The 18,944-nt window shown below is 68.4% G+C and carries 15 protein-coding genes; 2 read left to right on the forward strand and 13 right to left on the reverse strand.

What is annotated here, in order from left to right; all coding sequences use genetic code 11:
* Window positions 1-37: 37 nt before the first annotated feature.
* From ACZ5CM_RS06230 to ACZ5CM_RS06240, 3 genes are all read right to left on the reverse strand, one after another.
* On the reverse strand, window positions 38-1,585 hold the full coding sequence (locus tag ACZ5CM_RS06230) for a DEAD/DEAH box helicase (RefSeq protein ID WP_464641896.1): 1,548 nt from the start codon (window positions 1,583-1,585) through the stop codon (window positions 38-40).
* 180 nt (window positions 1,586-1,765) lie between these two features.
* Entirely contained in the window at window positions 1,766-2,725 is a 960-nt protein-coding gene (locus ACZ5CM_RS06235) for a glycosyltransferase family 2 protein (RefSeq protein ID WP_464641898.1), read from the reverse strand.
* A gap of 9 nt (window positions 2,726-2,734) precedes the next feature.
* Window positions 2,735-4,342 (reverse strand): peptide chain release factor 3, encoded by a 1,608-nt coding sequence (locus tag ACZ5CM_RS06240; RefSeq protein WP_464641900.1) that lies wholly within the window; start codon window positions 4,340-4,342, stop codon window positions 2,735-2,737.
* A 242-nt stretch (window positions 4,343-4,584) separates the two neighbouring features.
* On the opposite strand from ACZ5CM_RS06240, the gene ACZ5CM_RS06245 reads away from it, so the two are divergent.
* Window positions 4,585-6,189, forward strand: a complete 1,605-nt coding sequence (locus ACZ5CM_RS06245; RefSeq protein WP_464641902.1) for a calcium-binding protein — start codon at window positions 4,585-4,587, stop codon at window positions 6,187-6,189.
* 210 nt (window positions 6,190-6,399) lie between these two features.
* Here the strand turns inward: ACZ5CM_RS06245 and ACZ5CM_RS06250 are convergent, their stop codons facing one another.
* A complete protein-coding gene (locus tag ACZ5CM_RS06250) occupies window positions 6,400-7,416 on the reverse strand; it encodes a Hint domain-containing protein (protein ID WP_464641904.1) in 1,017 nt (338 codons plus the stop codon).
* Window positions 7,417-7,591: 175 nt separating this feature from the next.
* Between ACZ5CM_RS06250 and ACZ5CM_RS06255 the strand changes: the two genes are divergently transcribed.
* Window positions 7,592-8,371: an SDR family oxidoreductase gene (locus ACZ5CM_RS06255; RefSeq protein ID WP_464642518.1), complete on the forward strand. Its 780-nt coding sequence runs from the start codon at window positions 7,592-7,594 to the stop codon at window positions 8,369-8,371.
* A 45-nt stretch (window positions 8,372-8,416) separates the two neighbouring features.
* Here ACZ5CM_RS06255 and ACZ5CM_RS06260 read toward each other — a convergent pair whose 3' ends face one another.
* The 9 genes from ACZ5CM_RS06260 to mazG all read right to left on the reverse strand — a co-directional run bounded on the left by ACZ5CM_RS06260 (window position 8,417) and on the right by mazG (window position 18,883).
* Entirely contained in the window at window positions 8,417-9,775 is a 1,359-nt protein-coding gene (locus ACZ5CM_RS06260; protein ID WP_464641906.1) for an NADH-quinone oxidoreductase subunit N, read from the reverse strand.
* On the reverse strand, window positions 9,776-11,245 hold the full coding sequence (locus tag ACZ5CM_RS06265; RefSeq protein WP_464641908.1) for a complex I subunit 4 family protein: 1,470 nt from the start codon (window positions 11,243-11,245) through the stop codon (window positions 9,776-9,778).
* Window positions 11,246-11,257: 12 nt separating this feature from the next.
* A complete protein-coding gene (locus ACZ5CM_RS06270; protein ID WP_464641909.1) occupies window positions 11,258-13,093 on the reverse strand; it encodes an NADH-quinone oxidoreductase subunit 5 family protein in 1,836 nt (611 codons plus the stop codon).
* Entirely contained in the window at window positions 13,090-13,401 is a 312-nt protein-coding gene (gene nuoK, locus ACZ5CM_RS06275) for an NADH-quinone oxidoreductase subunit NuoK (protein WP_464641910.1), read from the reverse strand. The genes ACZ5CM_RS06270 and nuoK overlap by 4 nt, the downstream gene beginning before the upstream one ends.
* Window positions 13,398-14,282: an NADH-quinone oxidoreductase subunit J family protein gene (locus ACZ5CM_RS06280; RefSeq protein WP_464641912.1), complete on the reverse strand. Its 885-nt coding sequence runs from the start codon at window positions 14,280-14,282 to the stop codon at window positions 13,398-13,400. Before ACZ5CM_RS06280 ends, nuoK begins: the two co-directional genes overlap by 4 nt.
* Complete coding sequence (locus tag ACZ5CM_RS06285; RefSeq protein ID WP_464641913.1) at window positions 14,279-15,178, reverse strand: NADH-quinone oxidoreductase subunit H; 900 nt, start codon at window positions 15,176-15,178, stop codon at window positions 14,279-14,281. Before ACZ5CM_RS06285 ends, ACZ5CM_RS06280 begins: the two co-directional genes overlap by 4 nt.
* Complete coding sequence (locus ACZ5CM_RS06290) at window positions 15,175-17,472, reverse strand: heavy metal-binding domain-containing protein (RefSeq protein WP_464641914.1); 2,298 nt, start codon at window positions 17,470-17,472, stop codon at window positions 15,175-15,177. The genes ACZ5CM_RS06285 and ACZ5CM_RS06290 overlap by 4 nt, the downstream gene beginning before the upstream one ends.
* Window positions 17,469-17,831 (reverse strand): NADH-quinone oxidoreductase subunit A, encoded by a 363-nt coding sequence (locus ACZ5CM_RS06295; RefSeq protein ID WP_464641916.1) that lies wholly within the window; start codon window positions 17,829-17,831, stop codon window positions 17,469-17,471. Before ACZ5CM_RS06295 ends, ACZ5CM_RS06290 begins: the two co-directional genes overlap by 4 nt.
* 203 nt (window positions 17,832-18,034) lie before the next feature.
* Window positions 18,035-18,883 carry a nucleoside triphosphate pyrophosphohydrolase gene (gene mazG / locus ACZ5CM_RS06300; protein ID WP_464641918.1) on the reverse strand — a complete coding sequence of 283 codons (849 nt, stop codon included), beginning with the start codon at window positions 18,881-18,883 and terminating at the stop codon, window positions 18,035-18,037.
* Window positions 18,884-18,944 lie beyond the last annotated feature (61 nt).

Consider the following 18,944-nt stretch of genomic DNA (forward strand, 5'->3'; position numbering starts at 1 on the left):
GTGCGAAAGATATTTGACAGTACCGTGACCTCGGGGATCAGCCGGTGCGGCGTTCGTCGAAGCTGAGCGCGATGAAGCGGGGCAGGTGATCGCCCATGCCCACCACCTTGCCGCCATCGCCCTTGCCGGCGGCCCTTTCGCGGGGAGCGTTTTTCGACCTGGCGTGGGAGCGGCTGGCGGGGGGCTTTTCGCCCGTTCCCTCGCCGCTGTCCGGCGCCGGGGCATCGGGGGCGGCCTCGGGGGCCTCGGCGGGGGGCTGTTCCCCGCTCGGCGCCGCGCTTTCCCCGGTTTCGGCCGTCCTGGCGGGCCGGGGGGCGGTGCCCTTCTTCCGGCGGGTGCGGCTGCGCGGTTTATCCTCGGCCTTTTCCGCCTTTTCCGCCTTTTCCGCCTTGCCCGTCTTTTCCGCGACCTTTTCCGCCGCCGGTGCTGCCGCTTTCAGCGGGTTTTCGATGCGGGGGATTTCCCGCTGCACCAGCCTTTCGATGGCGTCGAGATACTTGTCATCGCGCGGCCCGCAGATGGTCAGCGCCTTGCCGTCGCGCCCGGCGCGCCCGGTGCGGCCGATGCGGTGGACGTAATCCTCGGCATGGCTGGGCACGTCGAAATTGAAGACATGGCTGACGCTGGGCACGTCCAGCCCGCGGGCGGCGACGTCCGAGGCCACCAGAAACCGCAACTCGCCGTCGCGGAAGGCGTCAAGCGTCCGCATCCGCTGCGACTGGTCCAGATCGCCATGGATCGGGGCCGCGTCATAGCCGTATTTTTTCAGCGACTTGGCAACGATGTCCACATCCACCTTGCGGTTGCAGAAGATGATCGCATTGGTGCACTTGTCGCCCTCGGCGTCGATCAGCGCCCGCAGCAGGCGGCGCTTTTCGCTGCCCTCGCGGTCGCGGCGCGAGGGTTTGAACATCACCACGCCCTGTTCGATGTTCTCGGCGGTGGTCGCCTGGCGGGCGACCTCGATCCGGGCCGGGTTGGACAGGAACATGTTGGTGATGCGCTCGATCTCGGGCGCCATGGTGGCCGAGAAGAACAGCGTCTGCCGCTTGAGCGGGTTGGTCAGGCCGAAGATGCGCTCGATATCGGGGATGAAGCCCATGTCGAGCATGCGGTCGGCCTCGTCCACGACCATGATGTTGACGTCGTTGAGGATCAGCTTGCCGCGCTCGAAATGGTCCAGCAGCCGCCCCGGCGTGGCGATCAGCACGTCAACGCCGCGGTCGATCAGGGTTTCCTGCTCCTTGAAGCTGACCCCGCCGATCAGCAGCGCCTTGGTGAGTTTGACGTATTTGGCGTAGGTGTCGAAGTTCTCCGCCACCTGTGCGGCCAGCTCGCGCGTCGGGCACAGCACCAGGCTGCGCGGCATGCGCGCACGCGCCCGGCCGCGGGCCAGCAGGGTAATCATCGGCAGGGTGAAACTGGCGGTCTTGCCGGTGCCGGTCTGGGCGATGCCCAGCACGTCGCGCCCTTCGAGGGCAGGGGGAATGGCGCCTTCCTGAATCGGGGTGGGGCGTTCGTATCCGGCCTCTTCTACGGCCTTCAAAACCTTCGGATTGAGGTTCAGTTCAGAGAATGTTGTCATGTGTATCCGCTTTTGCGGACACGATCCGGCCCGCACGTCTGTCATCGCCGGGCCCGTCTGGCCCTGCACCATCAATGTGCATCACGGCGTGGCGCCCGCATAACAAAATGTGAGGGCAGCGTCAAACACCTGGGCGCGAGAACGGAATTTCCGGGCAAATGTTTCAGAATCGGGAACAATTCAGTCAATGCCGGGAAAATGTTTCCGTCTTTTGCGGGCTAGCTCCAGATCGCAATGCCGCAGCAGCCCGGCCGAGCGCAACCTCTGCCGCACGTCCGCATCGGCCGCACCGATTTCGTCGAAGAACGCGCGCAAGCCTGCCTCGCCGCTGTCGGCCTCGATGGCCGTCAGCACCTCGTGCAGGGTCAGCCCCCCCTTCTCGCGCGGCCGCGCCGGGGCGAGATCGGCGCGATAGGATCCCTTCTCCAGCCGATAGCGATAGGCGGCGACCCACTGCTCCCAGCTTCCGGCATGGCAGTGGCACAGCGCCATGTGGTCCATCTCCACCTCGCCGGGGTTCATTTCGTCGCCGCGAAAGATGTTGTGAATGCGGATCCTGAGCGGGCCCAGCCCGGTGCGGACGAAAAGCTTTCCCGCCAGATGGCTGAGAAAGCCGCCCTTCACGTAACGGCCGAAGCGGGGGTAAAGCCGCGCCACGATGGCCTCGCGCTCCGGCCCCGGCGGGATGAAGGCCTTGAACAGGGTGCCATCGCCGCAAAGCTGCTCCACGGGGCGGACGCGGGCGCAGAGGGTGTCGTCGGCAAGGGCGGCAAGCTGCGCGGTCACGCCGTCGCCCTCTGGCCAGAGGAATTCGTCCACGTCCATGTGGATCAGCCAGTCCACCTGGCCCGCGCGTTCATAGGCGAAGGTGGCGTTGGCGCTCTGGCGGACCTGGTGCTTTGCCGGGCGCTTGCGCCCCAGCCGGCGCCAATGGGCCGCGTCGCAGGCAAAGACCCTGATCCTGGGATGGGCGGCAAGGGTTTCCCGCGCCCGTTCATCCGCGTCGTCCAGGAAGATGAACAGCCGGTGCGCCCCCAGATCGAGGTGATGGGCGGCGAAACCGAGGATCTCGTCCAGGGGCGCCTTGATCGTCGCGACAAGGCCCCAGCGGGCGGTCGGGGATGGGGAGGGCGTGGACATCGCCCGCGCTTATACCATCATTTCCTTGGTGGCCGAGAGCGTCAGTTCTGGAAAGTCGCGCTCGATGCGGTCGATGTCCCATTGCAGGCGGGTCAGATAGACCACGTCGCCGTCATGGTCATGGGCGATGTGCTGGCGGTTGGCATTGATGAAACGCTCCATCGCCGCCTTGTCGCCGCTGACCCAGCGGGCCGAGGTGAACTGCGAGGCCTCGAAGCGCACCGGCAGGCCGTATTCCAGCTCGATCCGGCTGGCCAGCACGTCGAACTGCAGCGCCCCCACCACGCCGACGATGAAGCCCGCCCCGATCATCGGCTTGAACACCTTGGCGGCGCCTTCCTCGGCGAACTGCATCAGCGCCTTTTCCAGATGCTTGGCCTTCATCGGGTCGCCGGCGCGGATGCCCTTGAGCAGCTCGGGCGCGAAGGAGGGGATGCCGGTCACGCGCAGCGCCTCGCCCTCGGTCAGGGTGTCGCCGATGCGCAGCTGGCCGTGATTGGGGATGCCGATGATGTCGCCGGCCCAGGCCTCTTCGGCCAGCTCGCGGTCGGCGGCGAGAAACAGAACCGGGCTGGACACCGTCATCGGCTTTTTCGACCGCACATGGGTCAGCTTCATGCCGCGCCGGAAATGCCCCGAGGCCAGCCGGACGAAGGCCACCCGGTCGCGGTGCTTGGGGTCCATGTTGGCCTGCACCTTGAAGACGAAGCCGGTCACCTTCGTCTCGGCCGGATCGATCGGGCGCGGCTCGGCGCGCTGGGGGCGCGGTTCGGGGCCGTAGGTGGCAATCCCGTCCATCAGCTCCTTCACCCCGAAGGAGTTGATGGCCGAGCCGAACCAGATCGGGGTCATGTGCCCCTCGAGCACCGATTGCGGGTTCAGCGCGGGCAGCAGCCCGCGGGCCATTTCCAGCTCTTCCAGGAAGGGCTCCAGCAGGTGGGGGGGGACGTGCTCGGCCAGCTTCGGGTCGTCCAGTCCGTCGATCTGGATGCTTTCGGCCACACGGTTGCGGTCGGCGCGGTCCATCAGCTCGAGCCGGTCGCGCAGCAGGTCGTAGCAGCCCAGAAACTCGCGCCCCTGGCCGATGGGCCAGCTTGCCGGGGTCACGTCGATGGCCAGCATTTCCTGGATCTCGTCGATGATCTCGAAGGTGTCGCGCGATTCGCGGTCCATCTTGTTGCAGAAGGTGAAGATGGGCAGGTCGCGCAGGCGGCAGACCTCGAACAGCTTCTGCGTCTGGCTTTCCACCCCCTTGGCGCCGTCGATCACCATGATCGCCGAATCCACCGCCGTCAGCGTGCGATAGGTGTCTTCGGAAAAGTCCGAATGGCCCGGCGTGTCCACGAGGTTGAAGCGCCAGCGGCCATAGTCGAAGGACATGGCCGAGGCGCTGACCGAGATGCCCCGGTCCTTTTCCATCTGCATGAAGTCGCTGCGCGTGCGCCGGGCCTCGCCCTTGGCGCGCACCTGACCGGCCATCTGGATCGCCCCGCCGTAAAGCAGGAACTTCTCGGTAAGCGTGGTCTTGCCCGCATCGGGGTGGCTGATGATGGCAAAAGTGCGCCGCCGGGCGATTTCGGCGGGCAGGTCAGGGCGGTTGGGGAGGGCGTCAAGCATGGGCGCGCATATAGTGCCTGCCCGGCCCGAGAACAAGCGGATCCCCCCAGCCCCGCCCGCGGGCGCGTGGGGCGGAAAATCGCCGGCATTTCCGTAAACGCGGGTTTGGGCGGGCGGCAATAAACCGTAGTTATATGGCAGCTCCATGCCGCCGCAGGTAGGGAGAACGTCACCCGCCTGCCCGTCTCCCGGGAGCGGGCGGTCGTTTGGCAAGCGTGAAACGGGTACAGGGAGAGGGACTCATGGCGACGCTGACGGGAACATCGGGAACCGATACCCTGATCGGGACGGCGGGGAACGATGTTCTGGTGCCGCTGGGGACGTCGCAGGCGGGGGCGCGCGAGATCCTGCGGGGACTGGATGGCGCGGATACCTATGATCTTCGCCGCGGTGGCCCGTCGGGGTATTACGACTTCCTGATCGACGATCGCGGCACTGACGGGGCCGCGGATTCGATCGTCAATGTCGGCGGGTTCTATGCCTCGGCGTCGCTGGGCTACAGGGCCTGGGCCACGGCGGTCCGGCAGGGCGACGACCTGGTGATCCACACACCCTCGACCCCGGCCCGTTTTCACAGCCCAGCCAGGCCCGCCTATGACATCAGGATCAAGGACCATTACGGCGTCGGCCAGGTGGAGACACTTCAGGCCGGGGGCGTGACCTACAACCTCGTGACCGGAACGACCGGCACCGCGACCGAAGACCTCATGGCCGGAAGTCGCGCGGCTGACAGCCTGTCCGCCGGGGCGGGCGACGACTGGATCTTCGGTAATGGCGGGCGCGACGTTCTGAATGCGGGTGCCGGTAATGACGTGGTCTTCGGCGGAGCCGGGCGTGACGGGATCGTCGCCGGAGCTGGCAGCGACACGGTATTCGGCGGCTCCGGCGGCGACCGGATCCGGCTGGGTGCCGGCAACGACCAGGGGTATGGCGAGGCCGGCAATGACCGGATCCTGGGGCAGGGGGGCAATGACTGGCTGATCGGCGGCGACGGCAACGACGTCCTGCGCGGCGGCGCCGGGGGCGACGTAATCCGGGGCGATGCGGGCGATGACCTTCTGATCGGCGGTCGGGGGGGCGACATTTACGAGTTCTCCGCCCCCGATCCCGCCAATGGCTGGGGGCATGACGTGATTCGCGAGGCCGGCAACCGGCCGGTCGGAACCTCCGGCATGGACAGGGTTTCGCTGTCGGGGCTGTACGGCCCGCCCAGCGGCACCACCGCGGATGCCTATGCCCGGCTCGCGTTCCTGCGTGTGGGCAGCGACATGGAAATCCGCCTCGATGGCGGGCAATCTACCATCCTCGTCCAGAACATGTTTTCCGCCAACCCGGCCCGCTGGTTCGTCGAGCAGATCGTGCTCAAGGCCGGCTACTGGAACGCGCCGCTGTTCCAGATCCTCAGCGTCGGTAAGGACGCCATCGGGGACGACCGCGGAGCGCCGCTCTACGAATATTCGGGTGCGGCCAACGAAATCATCTTCGGCTCGGACGCGGGCGAGCAGATCTACGGCGATGCGGGCACCAATTTCATCTGGACCGGCGCCGGCGCCGATACACTGATCTACAAGGAAAATGATGGCTCGGTCTGGTTCGACGGCACCTATTACTACAGCGACGGCGGCAGCTGGGACATCGTGCAGGATTTCGATGTCATGCAGGACCGGCTGGACTTTTCGCAGATCGCCTCGGTCACGTCGCTGGCCGATCTGACCATCGGGCAGGATGCGCAGGGCGATGCCACCATCTTCTGGGACAGCGGGCGCTTCGACGTGGCCGACATCCTGATCGAACTGCGCGGAGTCACCATGGCCGAGATCACGGCGGATCTGTTCATCTTCGCCTGATCCGCCGGATTTTCACCCGGCCGGGCAGGACCGGCCGGCGCGGTGGCCGGGCCGCCGCGACCACGAGACAGGGAGAGCGGCACCCGATGCCGCTGTCCCGCGCCGGGGCCCCCTCGCTTCCCGGCATGGCCGCGCCCGTTTCCCCCAACGGCGGGCGCGGCCGCATTTGCGGGATCGTTTCCGGGATATCGGCAGAACCCGGCGCGCGGATCAGCCCCCCGCAGAACAGCCCGAGGAGGCCCGCCGCAGCAGCTCGATGGCGTCGGGGCGTTCGAGAAGAGCCTTCTGCACCTCCAGCCCGTGCTGCGAGCGCTCATGTCCTGGCAGCAGATCGCCCAGCCGCTCCAGAAGCTCGGGCGGCAGCATCGGGCGGGTGCGCAGGTCCAGCAGCGTCGATTCGGCGGCGATGCCCTCGGCATAGATGATGTGGTGGCGGTCGAAGAGGATCTGGAAATATTCCAGGAATCCGCCTTCGCGCACCCGCACGCTGTCGCCATTGACCAGGTGGCGGGCCTTGACCAGAATCTCGGACTGCCCCACCCCCAGCCGGTCGTCGCGCTGATAGACGAACAGGCGGTGTTCGGGGCTGACCACCAGCTCGTTTTCATTGTTGAGGACGCCGGGGGCGATCACGATCGGGGCAAGGGCGCCCTCGGCGCGCAGGGTGGAACTGCCGATCCAGCGTACCTCCTGCGGGCCGTCGTCGCGGGTCAGGACGCGGTCGCCGGGGCGGATCAGCTCCACCGGTTTCTGTTCGCCGGTGGCCATGGTGATGCGGGTGCCGCGTGTGAAGGACACGCAGGCGGTCTGGGCCAGGCGCCGCCGCGCGCTTTCGCGGTCGAGGCCGACGAGGGCATAGTCGATCTTGGGGGCAAGCGGCGCCAGCGGCATGACGAACACGGCCGAGATCAGCCAGACCTCGTCCACCTCGACGAAGATGATGGCTTCGACATTGCGGCCGTCCTGCGACATCAGGGTGACCACGCAATCCAGGTGGAGCATGGCGCCGGGGGTTCCGGCCTCGCTGTCCTCGCCGACGAAAAAGCTGCCCTCTTCGGTGCTGGCGAGGGCAAGCCGCAGCGGTCGCGCCCCTTCGCGCAGCTGGTAGATGTCGTCGAGCACGAGATCATCCATGCTGGTCATCCCGTCGCCCAGATTGGCGCCGTCGGAGACGAAAAGCGCATCGCCCGGATAGACGGGAATGCTTTGCTGGAGCGTATTCGGCATCGGGTTTCTCGTCATCCTGATCCTGCCTGTCCTGCCGCGGACATGACCTGCCCTGGCCCGAAATTATTCTCCGATTATGACCAATCTTTGGCTGGCGACGGGTCAATTGCTGGCAATTCGACCGGTTGCGATGTTAATGAGCGTGACCGGGAAAGGAAAGGACGGAGGATCGGACATGGACATGGGGATTTCGGGCAAGCTGGCACTGGTCTGTGCATCCAGCCGCGGGCTCGGCCTGGGCTGTGCCGAGGCGCTGGCGGCCGAAGGGGTGAACCTGGTGATGAACGCGCGCGGGGCCGAGGCGCTTGAGGCCGCGGCCGAAGCCATCCGTCGCGCCCACGGGGTCGAGGTGCGCACCGTGGCGGTGGATGTCACCACGGCGCAGGGGCAGCAGGAGGTGCTCGAGGCGGCGGAAGGGGCCGAGATTCTCGTGAACAATGCCGGCGGGCCGCCGCCGGGGATGTGGACCGACTGGGAGCGCGAGGATTTCATCAGGGCGCTGGACGCCAACATGCTGACGCCGATCGCGCTGATCAAGGGGCTGGTGCCGGCGATGATGGCGCGCGGCTGGGGGCGGGTGGTGAACATCACCTCGCAGGCGGTGCGGGCGCCGATCCCGGTTCTGGGCCTGTCCAATGCCGCGCGCGCCGGGCTGACCGGGTATGTTGCCGGCACTGCCCGCCAGGTGGCCGCAAGCGGCGTGACCATCAACAACCTCCTGCCGGGCATCCACGCCACCGACCGCGCCGATGCGCTGGACCTGTCGGTGGCCCGCGCCGAGGGGATCACGCTGGAGGAGGCGCGCGCGCGGCGTGCCGCGACCATCCCCGCCGGGCGCTATGGCACGCGGCAGGAATTCGGGGCGGTCTGCGCCTTCCTGTGTTCGCAGCACGCGGGCTATATCGTCGGGCAGAACATCCTCGTGGATGGCGGCGGGGTGAACCTGACCATGTAGCGCCGCGCCGCCAGGTGTGGCCGCGCCCGGCCGGGCCGGCCCGCCTCAGCCGGTGAGCAGGCGCGTGAGCACCCCCATGACCAGGGTGATGACCAGCGTGACGGTCCACACTGCGGTGACGGCGGCTCCGGCCTGCGGGGCCGGCTGCACCGCCTCTGCGGGGGCATAAAGCGCCACCACGATGCGCAGATAGACGCCAAGTGCCAGAACCGAGTTCAGGATCGCCACCACCACCAGCCAAAGGAAACCGGCATCCAGCGCGGCGCCGAACAGCAGCGCTTTGCCGAAAAAGCCGAACAGCGGCGGAATGCCGGTCAGCGACAGGAGAAAGACCGACATCGCCGCCGCCCGCGCCGGGGCGCGGCGGCCGAGGCCGCCAATGGCCTCCATGTCGCGCCCGCCGATCAGAACGATGGCAAAGGCGCCGATGTTCATGGCCGCATAGGCCGCGGCAAAGACGATCAGCGACTCCCGCGCCAGCGCGCCGCCCCCCACCGCCACCAGCCCCAGCAGGAAATAGCCCGACTGCGCCACCGAGGACCATGCCAGCAGCCGCACGAGGTTGCTCTGCACCAGCGCGGCAAGATAGCCGTAGGTCATGGAGATGGCGGCGATCACCGCCACGGCCCATTGCCAGCCGGTCTGCACCGGCAGCGCGCGCAGAGCCTGCGCCAGCGCGAAGATCGCCGCCACCTTGGTGACCACGGACAGGAAAGCCGCCACCGAAACCGGCGCCCCTTCATAGGCGTCCGGCGCCCAGAAATGGAACGGTACCAGCGCCGCCTTGTATCCCAGCCCCACCAGCAGCCCCACCAGCCCGGCCGCCGCCAGGACCGGGGCGCGGTCGATGCCCTCCAGCGCCGAAAGCAGTGTCGATCCGGCCCCGGCGAACCAGAAGGTCAGCCCGTAGACCATCACCGCGCCTGCCACCGACCCGAAGACCAGGAATTTCATCGCCGCCTCGGTGGCCGGGTCGTCCGCCGGCCAGGCCACCAGCGCGAACGAGCCAAGACCGGTCAGCACCACCCCCAGCACCAGCAGCATCACGTCGCCCGACCCGGCAAGCATCAGCGCCCCGATGCTGACCAGAACCATCAGGCTGTAGACGCTGCCCTCGCGGAATTTCCCGGCCAGCTCGGCCCGCGCCAGCAGCAGCGACAGCGCCGTGGCCGGCAGCAGGATCAGCTTCGACCACACGGCCAGCGGGCCGATCCGGTAGGTGCCTCCGAAGACGGTGGTGTCGGCCTTCAGCAACGGCCAGGCCAGCCCGGTGGCCAGCGCCAGCCCGACCAGCCCGATCCCCAGCACCAGCCGCGGCCGGCGGATCATTTCCCCCGTCAGCATCAGCGCCGCGGTGACCATCAGCACCAGTTCGGGCAGCAGGAAGGACAGATCGCGCGACATTCAGAACCCCGCCGCGCTGGTGGTGACGTGAATGACCGACAGCACCCATCCGGGGGCGATGCCGATGGCCAGCGTCAGCACCACCAGCGGCACCAGCACCACCAGGTCGCGCCGGTCCAGATCGGGCAGGGCCTGCCACCTCGCGTCGGGTTCGCCCAGAAACACCAGCCCGATGGCCCGCAGATACAGCCCCGCGGTCACCACGATGGCAAGGATCGAGATGACCGCCACCGGCGCCACGTTCAGGGTGGCCAGGAAGATCTGGAACTCGGCCGGGAAATGCGCCAGCCCCGGCAGGCCGAGCGAGGCGAAGGCGAACAGGATGAAGCTCCAGCCCAGCACCGGCACCAGCTTGAGCAGCCCGCCCATGCGGGCCATCTCGCGGGTGTGGGTGCGCTCCTTGAGCATCCCCACCAGGAAGAACAGCGCCCCGGTCACCAGCCCGTGGCTGATCATCTGCAATATGGCCCCGTCCAGCGCCACCGCGCGCATGGCCGGATCGGTGGCCAGCGCCGCCACCGCCACACCGATCACCACATAGCCCATGTGGTTGACCGAGGTGTAGGCGATCAGCCGCTTCAGGTCGCTTTGCGCCAGCGCCACCAGCGCGCCGTAGAGCGCGCCCGCGACGCCGAAGATCAGCACCACGTTGCCTGCGGCGGCGAAGGCATCGGGCAGCATTTGCAGGGCGAATCGCACCAGCCCGTAGGTGCCGAATTTCAGCATCACCCCGGCCAGGATCACGCTGCCCACCGTGGGCGCCTGCACATGCGCGGCCGGCAACCAGGTATGGACCGGAAAGGCCGGGATCTTGACCGCGAAGGTGAACAGCATCGCCACCAGCGCGACCATGGCCGCCGCCCCGCCCAGGGGGGCGTTGTCGATCCACAGGCGCATGTCGAAGCTCCACGGATCCGAGGCCAGGAACATGCCCAGGATCGCCAGCAGCAGCGGCAGGCTGCCCAGAAGCGTATAGAGAAAGAACATCAGTGCCGCGCGCTGGCGGCCTTCCTCGCCCCAGCCGGCGATCATGAAATACATCGATACCAGGGACACTTCGAAGAACACGTAGAACAGCAGCGCATCCAGCGCCGCGAAGGTGCCGATCGAGGCGGTCTCGAGCATCAGCATCAGGATGACGAAGCTGCGCGCACGGTCCTGCGACCGCGCCTGGTGGATGAAGGACAGCAGGAACAGCAGCGCCGTCAGCCCGATCAGAGGCAGGCTCAGCCCGTCCACGCCAACCCTGTAGGCCGCGCCGATGGCCTCGATCCAGGCGATTTCCTCGACCTGGACGAATTCCCCCGCCACCACGCCGCGCGACCACATGACCAGCGTCAGGATCAGCGTCGCGCCCGAGGCGGCGATCCCCACCGCATGTGCCTGCGTGGCCGAGGCCCGCGGCATCGCCAGCAGGATCAGCGCGCCGATCAGAGGCAGGAAGACGGACAGGGAAAGGATGGGGATCATGGGACGGTTTCCTTACAGCAGCAGCGGCGCGGCGAACAGCGCCGCCGCGATCAGGCCGGTGGCGATGACGGTCAGTGCAAGTTCGCGGTGGATCAGCCCGCTTTGCAGGCGCCGGGCGCGGGCTCCGGTGGCGATGGTGCCCCGCACCAGGCCGAAGATTGCGCCGTCGATGCCTCTTTCGTCGCTGACCCGGGTGCCCCGGGCAATGGTGGCGGTGGCGCGCCCCACCGCCAGGACGGTACCGAAGAGGCGGGTCTCGAACCCGTCGCAGGCCCGGGCGAGCACCAGCGCGGGGCGGGCGACCAGCGCATCCATCCCTCCGCCGATGGCGAATCCGCGCCCCGCCCAGCCGGCAAGCGGCCCCAGCAGCCGCGCCCCGTCCACCTTCCAGCCCAGGGCCAGCCCGGCCAGCGCCGCGCCAAGCCCCAGCGCCATGGCCATGGCCGAGGTCGCAATGCGCGCGCCCAGCAACTCCTCAACCGCCGGGAAGCCGGCCCCCAGCCCCGCCGCCAGCGCCACAAGCGCGCCCATGCCGACGCCCATCCAGGCCAGGTCGGGATTGCCGCGCGCCGCAGGCGTGTGCGGGCCGCGCCACAGCCACGTCATCGCGCGCGCCATGTAGGCCCCGGTCAGAACCGTGCCCGCCAGCCCCAGAGGCAGCAGCCAGGCTGCGCCGGGGGCGCTCAGGGTCGCGGCGATGATCGCATCCTTGGAAAAGAACCCGGCCAGCGGCGGGATGCCGGTCAGCGACAGCGCCGCCAGCGCGAATCCGGCAAAGATGCGCGGATGCGCGCGCCCGACCCCGGCCAGATCCTCCAGCCGGGTGCTGCCGCGCTGGTGCTGGAACACTCCGGCGCCCAGGAAAAGGCCGCTCTTGATCGCCGCATGGGCGATCAGGTGCAGCAGCGCCACCACCGGCGCACCCGCCCCCACCGCCAGCAGCATCAGCCCGTATTGCGACGAGGTGGAGGCAGCCAGCAGACGCTTGAGATCCCGCTCGCCCAGCGCGATCATCCCGGTCACCACCGTTGTCGCGCCGCCCACAAGCCCGATGACCACCAGCGTCTGGCCGGGCAGCATCGGCGAGATCCGGATCAGCAGGATGGCACCGGCCGCCACCAGCGTCGCCGAATGCAGCAGCGCCGAAACCGGGGTGGGACCGGCCATGGCGCGCATCAGCCAGTCCTGCATCGGCAGCTGTGCCGACTTGCCCATGGCCGCCACCAGCAGCAGCAGCCCGCTCAGCGCGGCAACGGGCCCCGAAATCGCCAGCGTGGCGGAAATCTCGCTGCTGCCGGCGGCGCCGATCAGCAGGAAGACCCCCAGGTAAAGGCCCAGATCGGCGCTGCGGGTATAAAGAAACGCCCGCGTGGCCGCACCCGCCACGCCCGGTTTGCGATACCAGAACCCGATCAGCAGATAGCTGGTCGCTCCGATGATCTCCCACGCGGCCAGCAGCGTGATCCAGTCCGCCGCCAGCACCAGCGCCTGCATGGCTGCCACGAAGATCAGCATGGTGGCGAAGAAGCGGTTGCGCTGGGGATCGGCGCGCATGTAACCCGCGGCGAAGACCAGCACGAAGGTGGCGACCACCGCCACCAGCGCCGACAGCACCGCGCTCAGCGGGCCGGCCTCGAGCTGCAGCGGCATTTCCGGCAGGCCCGGCAGGACCAGCAGCGAAACCCTGCCCGAAAACGCCCAGGCCAGAAGCATGCTGCTGGCCAGCAGGGCCAGCACCGCCCCGGCCAGGGCGATCGGGCCGGGCAGGCGGCGGCCCAGCGCGATCACGGCCGCGGCGGCGACAGGGGCAAGGATGGGGACGAGGATCGTCGGCAGCAGCGCGCTCATCCCTTCAGCTCCCGCGCTTCTTCCATCTCGACCGAACCGCGGGCGCGGAAGCGGGCGATGGCGACGGCAAAGCCCACGGCCATTTCCACCGCCATCACCGTCATCACGATCAGCACGAACATCTGCCCCTCCATGGCGCCGGGATGCAGGTAGCGCCAGAAGGCGACCAGGTTGAGCAGGGCGGCGGCGAGGATCAGCTCGATCCCCATCATGATCATCACCAGGTTGGTCTGGCTCAGCGCGCCATAGATGCCGGTGCCGAACAGGGCAGCCCCGATCATCACCACGGTCAGAAGTTCAGCGCTCATGTCCCGTTCTCCTCGTGCCTCTTGCGGAGATGTCCGCGCTGGGCGCTTGCCGGCGCCGCGCGATCCTGCTCCGCCCCGTGCCCGTGATCCTTTCCGTGATCGCGGTCGTGCCCACCGTGGTCTTCGTGACCGGAATGCGCCCGGTGCTTTCCCTGCCCGTGCCCCGCATGATCGTGTCTGGCGTGGTCATGCCCTCCATGGTCATGCCCCCCGTGATCGTGTCCAGAATGATCGTGTCCCGAATGGTCGTGTCCCGCGTGATCCTGCCCGGCATGGTCGCCATGCTGCGAATGGTCGTGCCCGCCGGCACCGTGACCGCCATGACCGCCATGGGGCTGCGCCCCCGCCGTGCCCGGCCCGCCCGCGGGCGTGTCCGGGGCCTGCGGGGGCTGCACCGCCACCGCCGTGGCCGCGATCATGGCGGTCAGGATGGTCAGGCCCGCGCTTTCGAAGATCAGCATCGACCGCCCCAGCAGTTCCAGCCCCAGCAGGCGGACCTGCTCGGCCGCGTCGGGGATGGAGGCGGGCAGGCGGCCCCACTCGGCCAGGAAGGCGACCGCAACGGCGCCTGCAAATGCCACCGCCCCCGCACCCAGCGACAATTTGCGCTGGTGCTTCATGTCCATTTCGCCCAGGCCCCCCGGATCCATCATGAACATCACCATGAAGATCGCCATGATGCTCATTTCGGTGGCCATCATCATGATCTGGAGGATGCCCAGGAACTCGGCCTGCATGACCAGGAACATGGCGCCGATGGCGGTCTGCGAGAACAGCAGCGCCAGCGCCGAGCGCACCATGGAATGGGTGCGGAACACCACGATCCCGAACCAGACGGCGGCCAGCCCGAAGGCGGCAAGGAAGAACAGCTGCGCGCTCATATCGGCACCACCAGCACGATCAGCCCGACGATGAAGATATTAGCCAGCGCCAGCGGAATGCCCAGCTTCCACGACCATTCGAGCAGCGCCGCCTCGCGCACCCGCGGCAGCATCCGCCCGCCCAGCAGCATGGCCGCTGCCACGGCCAGGATCTTGGTCGCGCTCCACGCCCAGCCGGGCAGCCACGGGCCCAGCCAGCCGCCCAGATAGAAGACCGTCATCGCCGAGGCCACCGACAGGATCAGCACCATGCGCCCCAGCCGGAACACCAGCCGCCGTACGCCGGTGTATTCGGCCTCGACCCCGCCGGCGAGATCGCCCGCGGCGGTTGGCAGGTCGAAGGGCGGCGCAAAGGCCATGGCCATGCCCGCAAGGGCGAACAGGGCAAAGCCCAGCGGCTGGTAGGCGATGTTCCACAGGCTTTCCTGCGAGGTGACGATCTGAACCGTGGACAGCGATTCGGCGCGCATGGCCACGGCGGTGATCGGCATCACCACCAGCATCGCATAGGCGACAAGCTGGCCCAGGAACCGCCACCCCCCGATCATGCCATAGGCCCCGTCCGGCCCCCACCCGGCCATGATCAGCGCCACCAGCACATAGGCCAAGGCCGCGTTGAAGGCCAGCGCCCCGGTGGCCAGGTCGGCTCCGATCAGCCCCGGCGCCAGCGGAATCACCGCCAGCGACAGCACCGCCGCCACCAGCAGCAGCACCGGCGCAGTTTCGAAGAACAGCCGGTCGGGCTTGCGCGGCAGGATGCTTTCCCGCCCCAGCAGGGCCAGCGCCGAGATCGCCGGGCCGGCCACGCGAAAGCGCCCCGTGGAGGCCCAGTGCTCCAGCACCGCCACCCCGTAGGCTCCAAGGCCCAGCGCAACCGCGAGAACGAGGCCGGTCATGCGCCGATCTCCCACGGGTCGAGGTCAAGCGAGGCGATGGCCACAAGCGCATCGGCCAGTTCGCGCTGGGCGGTGAGCGGGCCGACAAGGGCGGCATGGGCGGTCGAGGGCGTCTGCAGCCGGGCCTCGGTCACCCGGCCGGCCTTCAGCGTCACGTGCAGATGGGCCATGCCCCGCGCCGTCTCGACCATGGCGTGGCCATGGCCCGAGGCGGGGCCGATGTCCTGCTGCAGAGCGGGAATGGCAAGGGCGGGGGCGGAGGCAGCCGCCTCCAGCGCCTGCTCCATGGCCGCGAGCCGCGCCGCCATCCGTCCGGCGGCGCTGTGGTCGGGGCCGGTCGGGCCGGTCCATGCGGCGGGGTCGGGCAGATCGCCCACCGCGCGCAGGCGCCGGATCAACAGGCGGGCCGTGCCCAGTTGCCGCGAAAGCCGGTGGATCGCCGGCTGCTGAGCGCGCAGGTCTTGCGGTTCGGCCCTACGCAGGGTCCGGTGCAGCGCCGCCGCCCGGGACTCGATCCGTGGCAGGCCCAGCTGCCGGCCCAGCTGCGCCAGCCACAGCAGATGGCTGGCCGCCCTTTCGCGGGCAAGGGCCGCATCGCGCGCGGCTTCGGTTTCGGCCCCGGGGCGGGCGCCGGCCGCGGATTCGATCGCGCGACAGGCCAGCAGGCGCCAGGCAACCGGCGCCAGCGGCATTTGCGTGCCCAGCATGTCCACGAAACCGGCCGCGGGCATCGGCCCCTCGGCCAGAAGATCGCCCCGGCCGGTCAGGCTGGTGGTGCGGGCCTCGACCACCGTGTCGCCATCCAGCAGGAATTCGACCACCAGTCCCCCCGGCAGCCCCGGAAAGAACGGGCCGAAGGGGACAGTGATCCATTCCATCTGCAGCCCGTCGCTGCTGCGCGGTGCGCCCCGGGTCATCTCGACCATGGACATGAAACCCGGCTCGACCCGGTCCATCCAGCCGGTTTCCTCGCCCTCCGGCATCGCGGCATGGTCATGCCCGCCCTGCGCCGCATGGTTGCCCGGCCCACCGGAGGAGCTCTTCTCGACGGGGACGAGTGTCATGCCGCATTCGGGGCAGTTCCCGGGCTCGTCGCTGGTGACCTCCGGGTGCATGGGGCAGGTGTAGGGGCCCGGCCGGTCCTGCGTGTCGTGGTGGTGATGGCCGGCGTGATCGTGGCCATGCCCCGGGTGGGCTTCGTCCTTTCCCGCGGGGACGAGTGTCATGCCGCATTCGGGGCAGTTCCCGGGCTCGTCGCTGGTAACCTCCGGGTGCATCGGGCAGGTGTAGGGGCCCGGCCGGTCCTGCGTGTCGTGGTGGTGATGGGCGGCGTGATCGTGGCCATGCCCCGGGTGGGCTTCGTCCTTTCCCGCGGGGACGAGTGTCATGCCGCATTCGGGGCAGTTCCCGGGCTCGTCGCTGGTAACCTCCGGGTGCATCGGGCAGGTGTAGGGGCCCGGCCGGTCCTGCGTGTCGTGGTGGTGATGGGCGGCGTGATCGTGGCCATGCCCCGGGTGGGCTTCGTCCTTTCCCGCGGGGACGAGTGTCATGCCGCATTTTGGGCAGTTCCCGGGCTCGTCGCTGGTGACCTCCGGGTGCATCGGGCAGGTGTAGGGGCCAGGCTGGTCCTGTGCGCTTTCTCGTGCTTTGCCGCCATGCGCATGATCGGGGACTGCGCCGTGCGCGTCCGGCGCGGTGGCTGCGGCGGCCATGCTGGACGTGCCATGTTCATGCGCGAGTGGTTGTGACGCGGCGGAGGTCTCGCGCGGGACGAGGAACATGCCGCATTTGGGGCAGTTTCCTGGTTCATCGCTGATGACCTCTGGGTGCATGGGGCAGGTGTAGACGATCCGGCTCTGCACGGTCGGGGCGTCGTAATCGCTCACTCTTTCGGCGAAGGAGGCCTGCGCGAACAGCGCGCGCAGCTGGCGCACGGCCGTCTCAAGCCCCGCCTGCGACAGTTCGCCGGAAATGTCGGGGGCGGGAAGCGGGGACAGCTTGTTTTCGCCCAGTGCCAGAACGGCGCGCGGGCGGGGCATCTGGGCATAGGCGACGCTGGCCGCATCCCGCAGCTTCCGCGGCAGGGGGCCGATGACAACCAGAACGCTGGCCTGGCGCGGCCCCTCGGCCGGGATCAGCCCGGCCGCTTCCAGGTCCAGACCCAGCGCGCGCGCCACATCCGGGCCCGGCACCACCAGCGCCCTCAGGTCGCGGGCAAGCGCCCCGGAAACCAGCCGGCGCAGGGCGCCGAAAACCGGCAGGGGGGTGAATTCGCGCGCGCCCTCCATCGTCATTGCCGCCGCAACGCGCCCTGGCTCCAGCCGTAGAGCAGCCCGAGAAACAGGATCGCCAGGAACACGCCCATGTCGAGCAGCGCCACCAGCCCCTCCTGCCGGTAGACCACTGCCCACGGATACATGAAGGCCATTTCCATGTCGAAGGCGAGAAACAGCAGCGCATAGCCGTAATAGCGCGCGTGATAGCGCACCCAGACCGGATCACGCGACAGCTGCCCGGCGGTGGCCGGGACGTCCTTGCCCGGCTCGGGCCTGTTGCGCCCGATGGCCCGGGCCAGCGCGTAGAGGCTGAGCACCAGCCCGACAATGCCGACGGCGAGTGCGAACAGAATGGCATACTGGGTGAGCTCGGACATGAGGCTGCCCTCCGACATTGTTCGCGCATCCCGAGCCTAACGGGCGGACGCCGCCGCCTCAAGAAAATAGTGCCGAAAAAATCGATTTATTTTCAAATGTTTCAGACGGAATTTCCCGAACGGAAAGGTTCCAGCGCAGGAGGGTTGAGAGAATGGAATGGCTCTTGTGTCGGCCCGGAAGCGCAGTCGCAACCGCGGCCCGCTCAGCCGCGCCCGGTTGCCTTTTCGTCCCCGTCCCCGGCCTTTTCCTCGGCCTTCACCTCGTCCCACAGCGCGTCCATTTCCGCCAGATCGCTCTGCTGCGGAGTTCGGTCGCGTTCGGCCAGCTTGCGTTCGACCGCCTCGAAGCGGCGGACGAATTTGGCATTGGCGCGCCGCAGCGCGGCTTCGGGCTCCACCCCCAGATGCCGGGCCAGGTTGGCCATGACGAACAGCAGGTCGCCGAATTCCTCCTCGATCTCGTCGTGGCTCTTGATCTCCCGCGCGGCCTCCAGCTCCCTTGCCTCTTCCACGATCTTGTCCAGCACATGGGACGCATCGGGCCAGTCGAAGCCCACCCGTGCCGCGCGTTTCTGCAGCTTCCAGGCGCGCAGCAGCGCCGGCAGGTTTGCCGCCACCCCGTCCAGCGTGCCCTTCTGTGCCTTCTCCGCCCGCTCGGCGGCCTTGATTGTCTCCCAGTCGCGGGTCTGCTGGGCGGCCGACTTGTCGCGGGATTGGTCGCCGAACACATGCGGGTGCCGCGCCACCATCTTGTCCGACATCGCCCGCACCACGTCCTGAAAGGTGAAATGGCCCGCCTCCTCGGCCATCTGCGCGTGAAAGACCGACTGGAACAGAAGATCGCCCAGCTCGCCCTTCAGCTCGTTCCAGGCCTCGCGCTCGATCGCGTCGGCGACCTCGTAGGCCTCTTCGATCGTGTAGGGGGCGATCGAGGCGAAATCCTGCTCGATGTCCCACGGGCAGCCGGTTTGCGGGTCGCGCAGGCGGCGCATGATCTCCAGCAGTCTCTCGATACCGGCATCCGGGTCGCGGATCAGCGGGTTTTCGGGCATTGCGGCTCTCTCGCTTGTGGTGTCAGATGCATCCATCGCCAAGCAGGAGGCCAAAGTCCAG

It is taken from the genome of Piezobacter thermophilus, assembly GCF_055386745.1.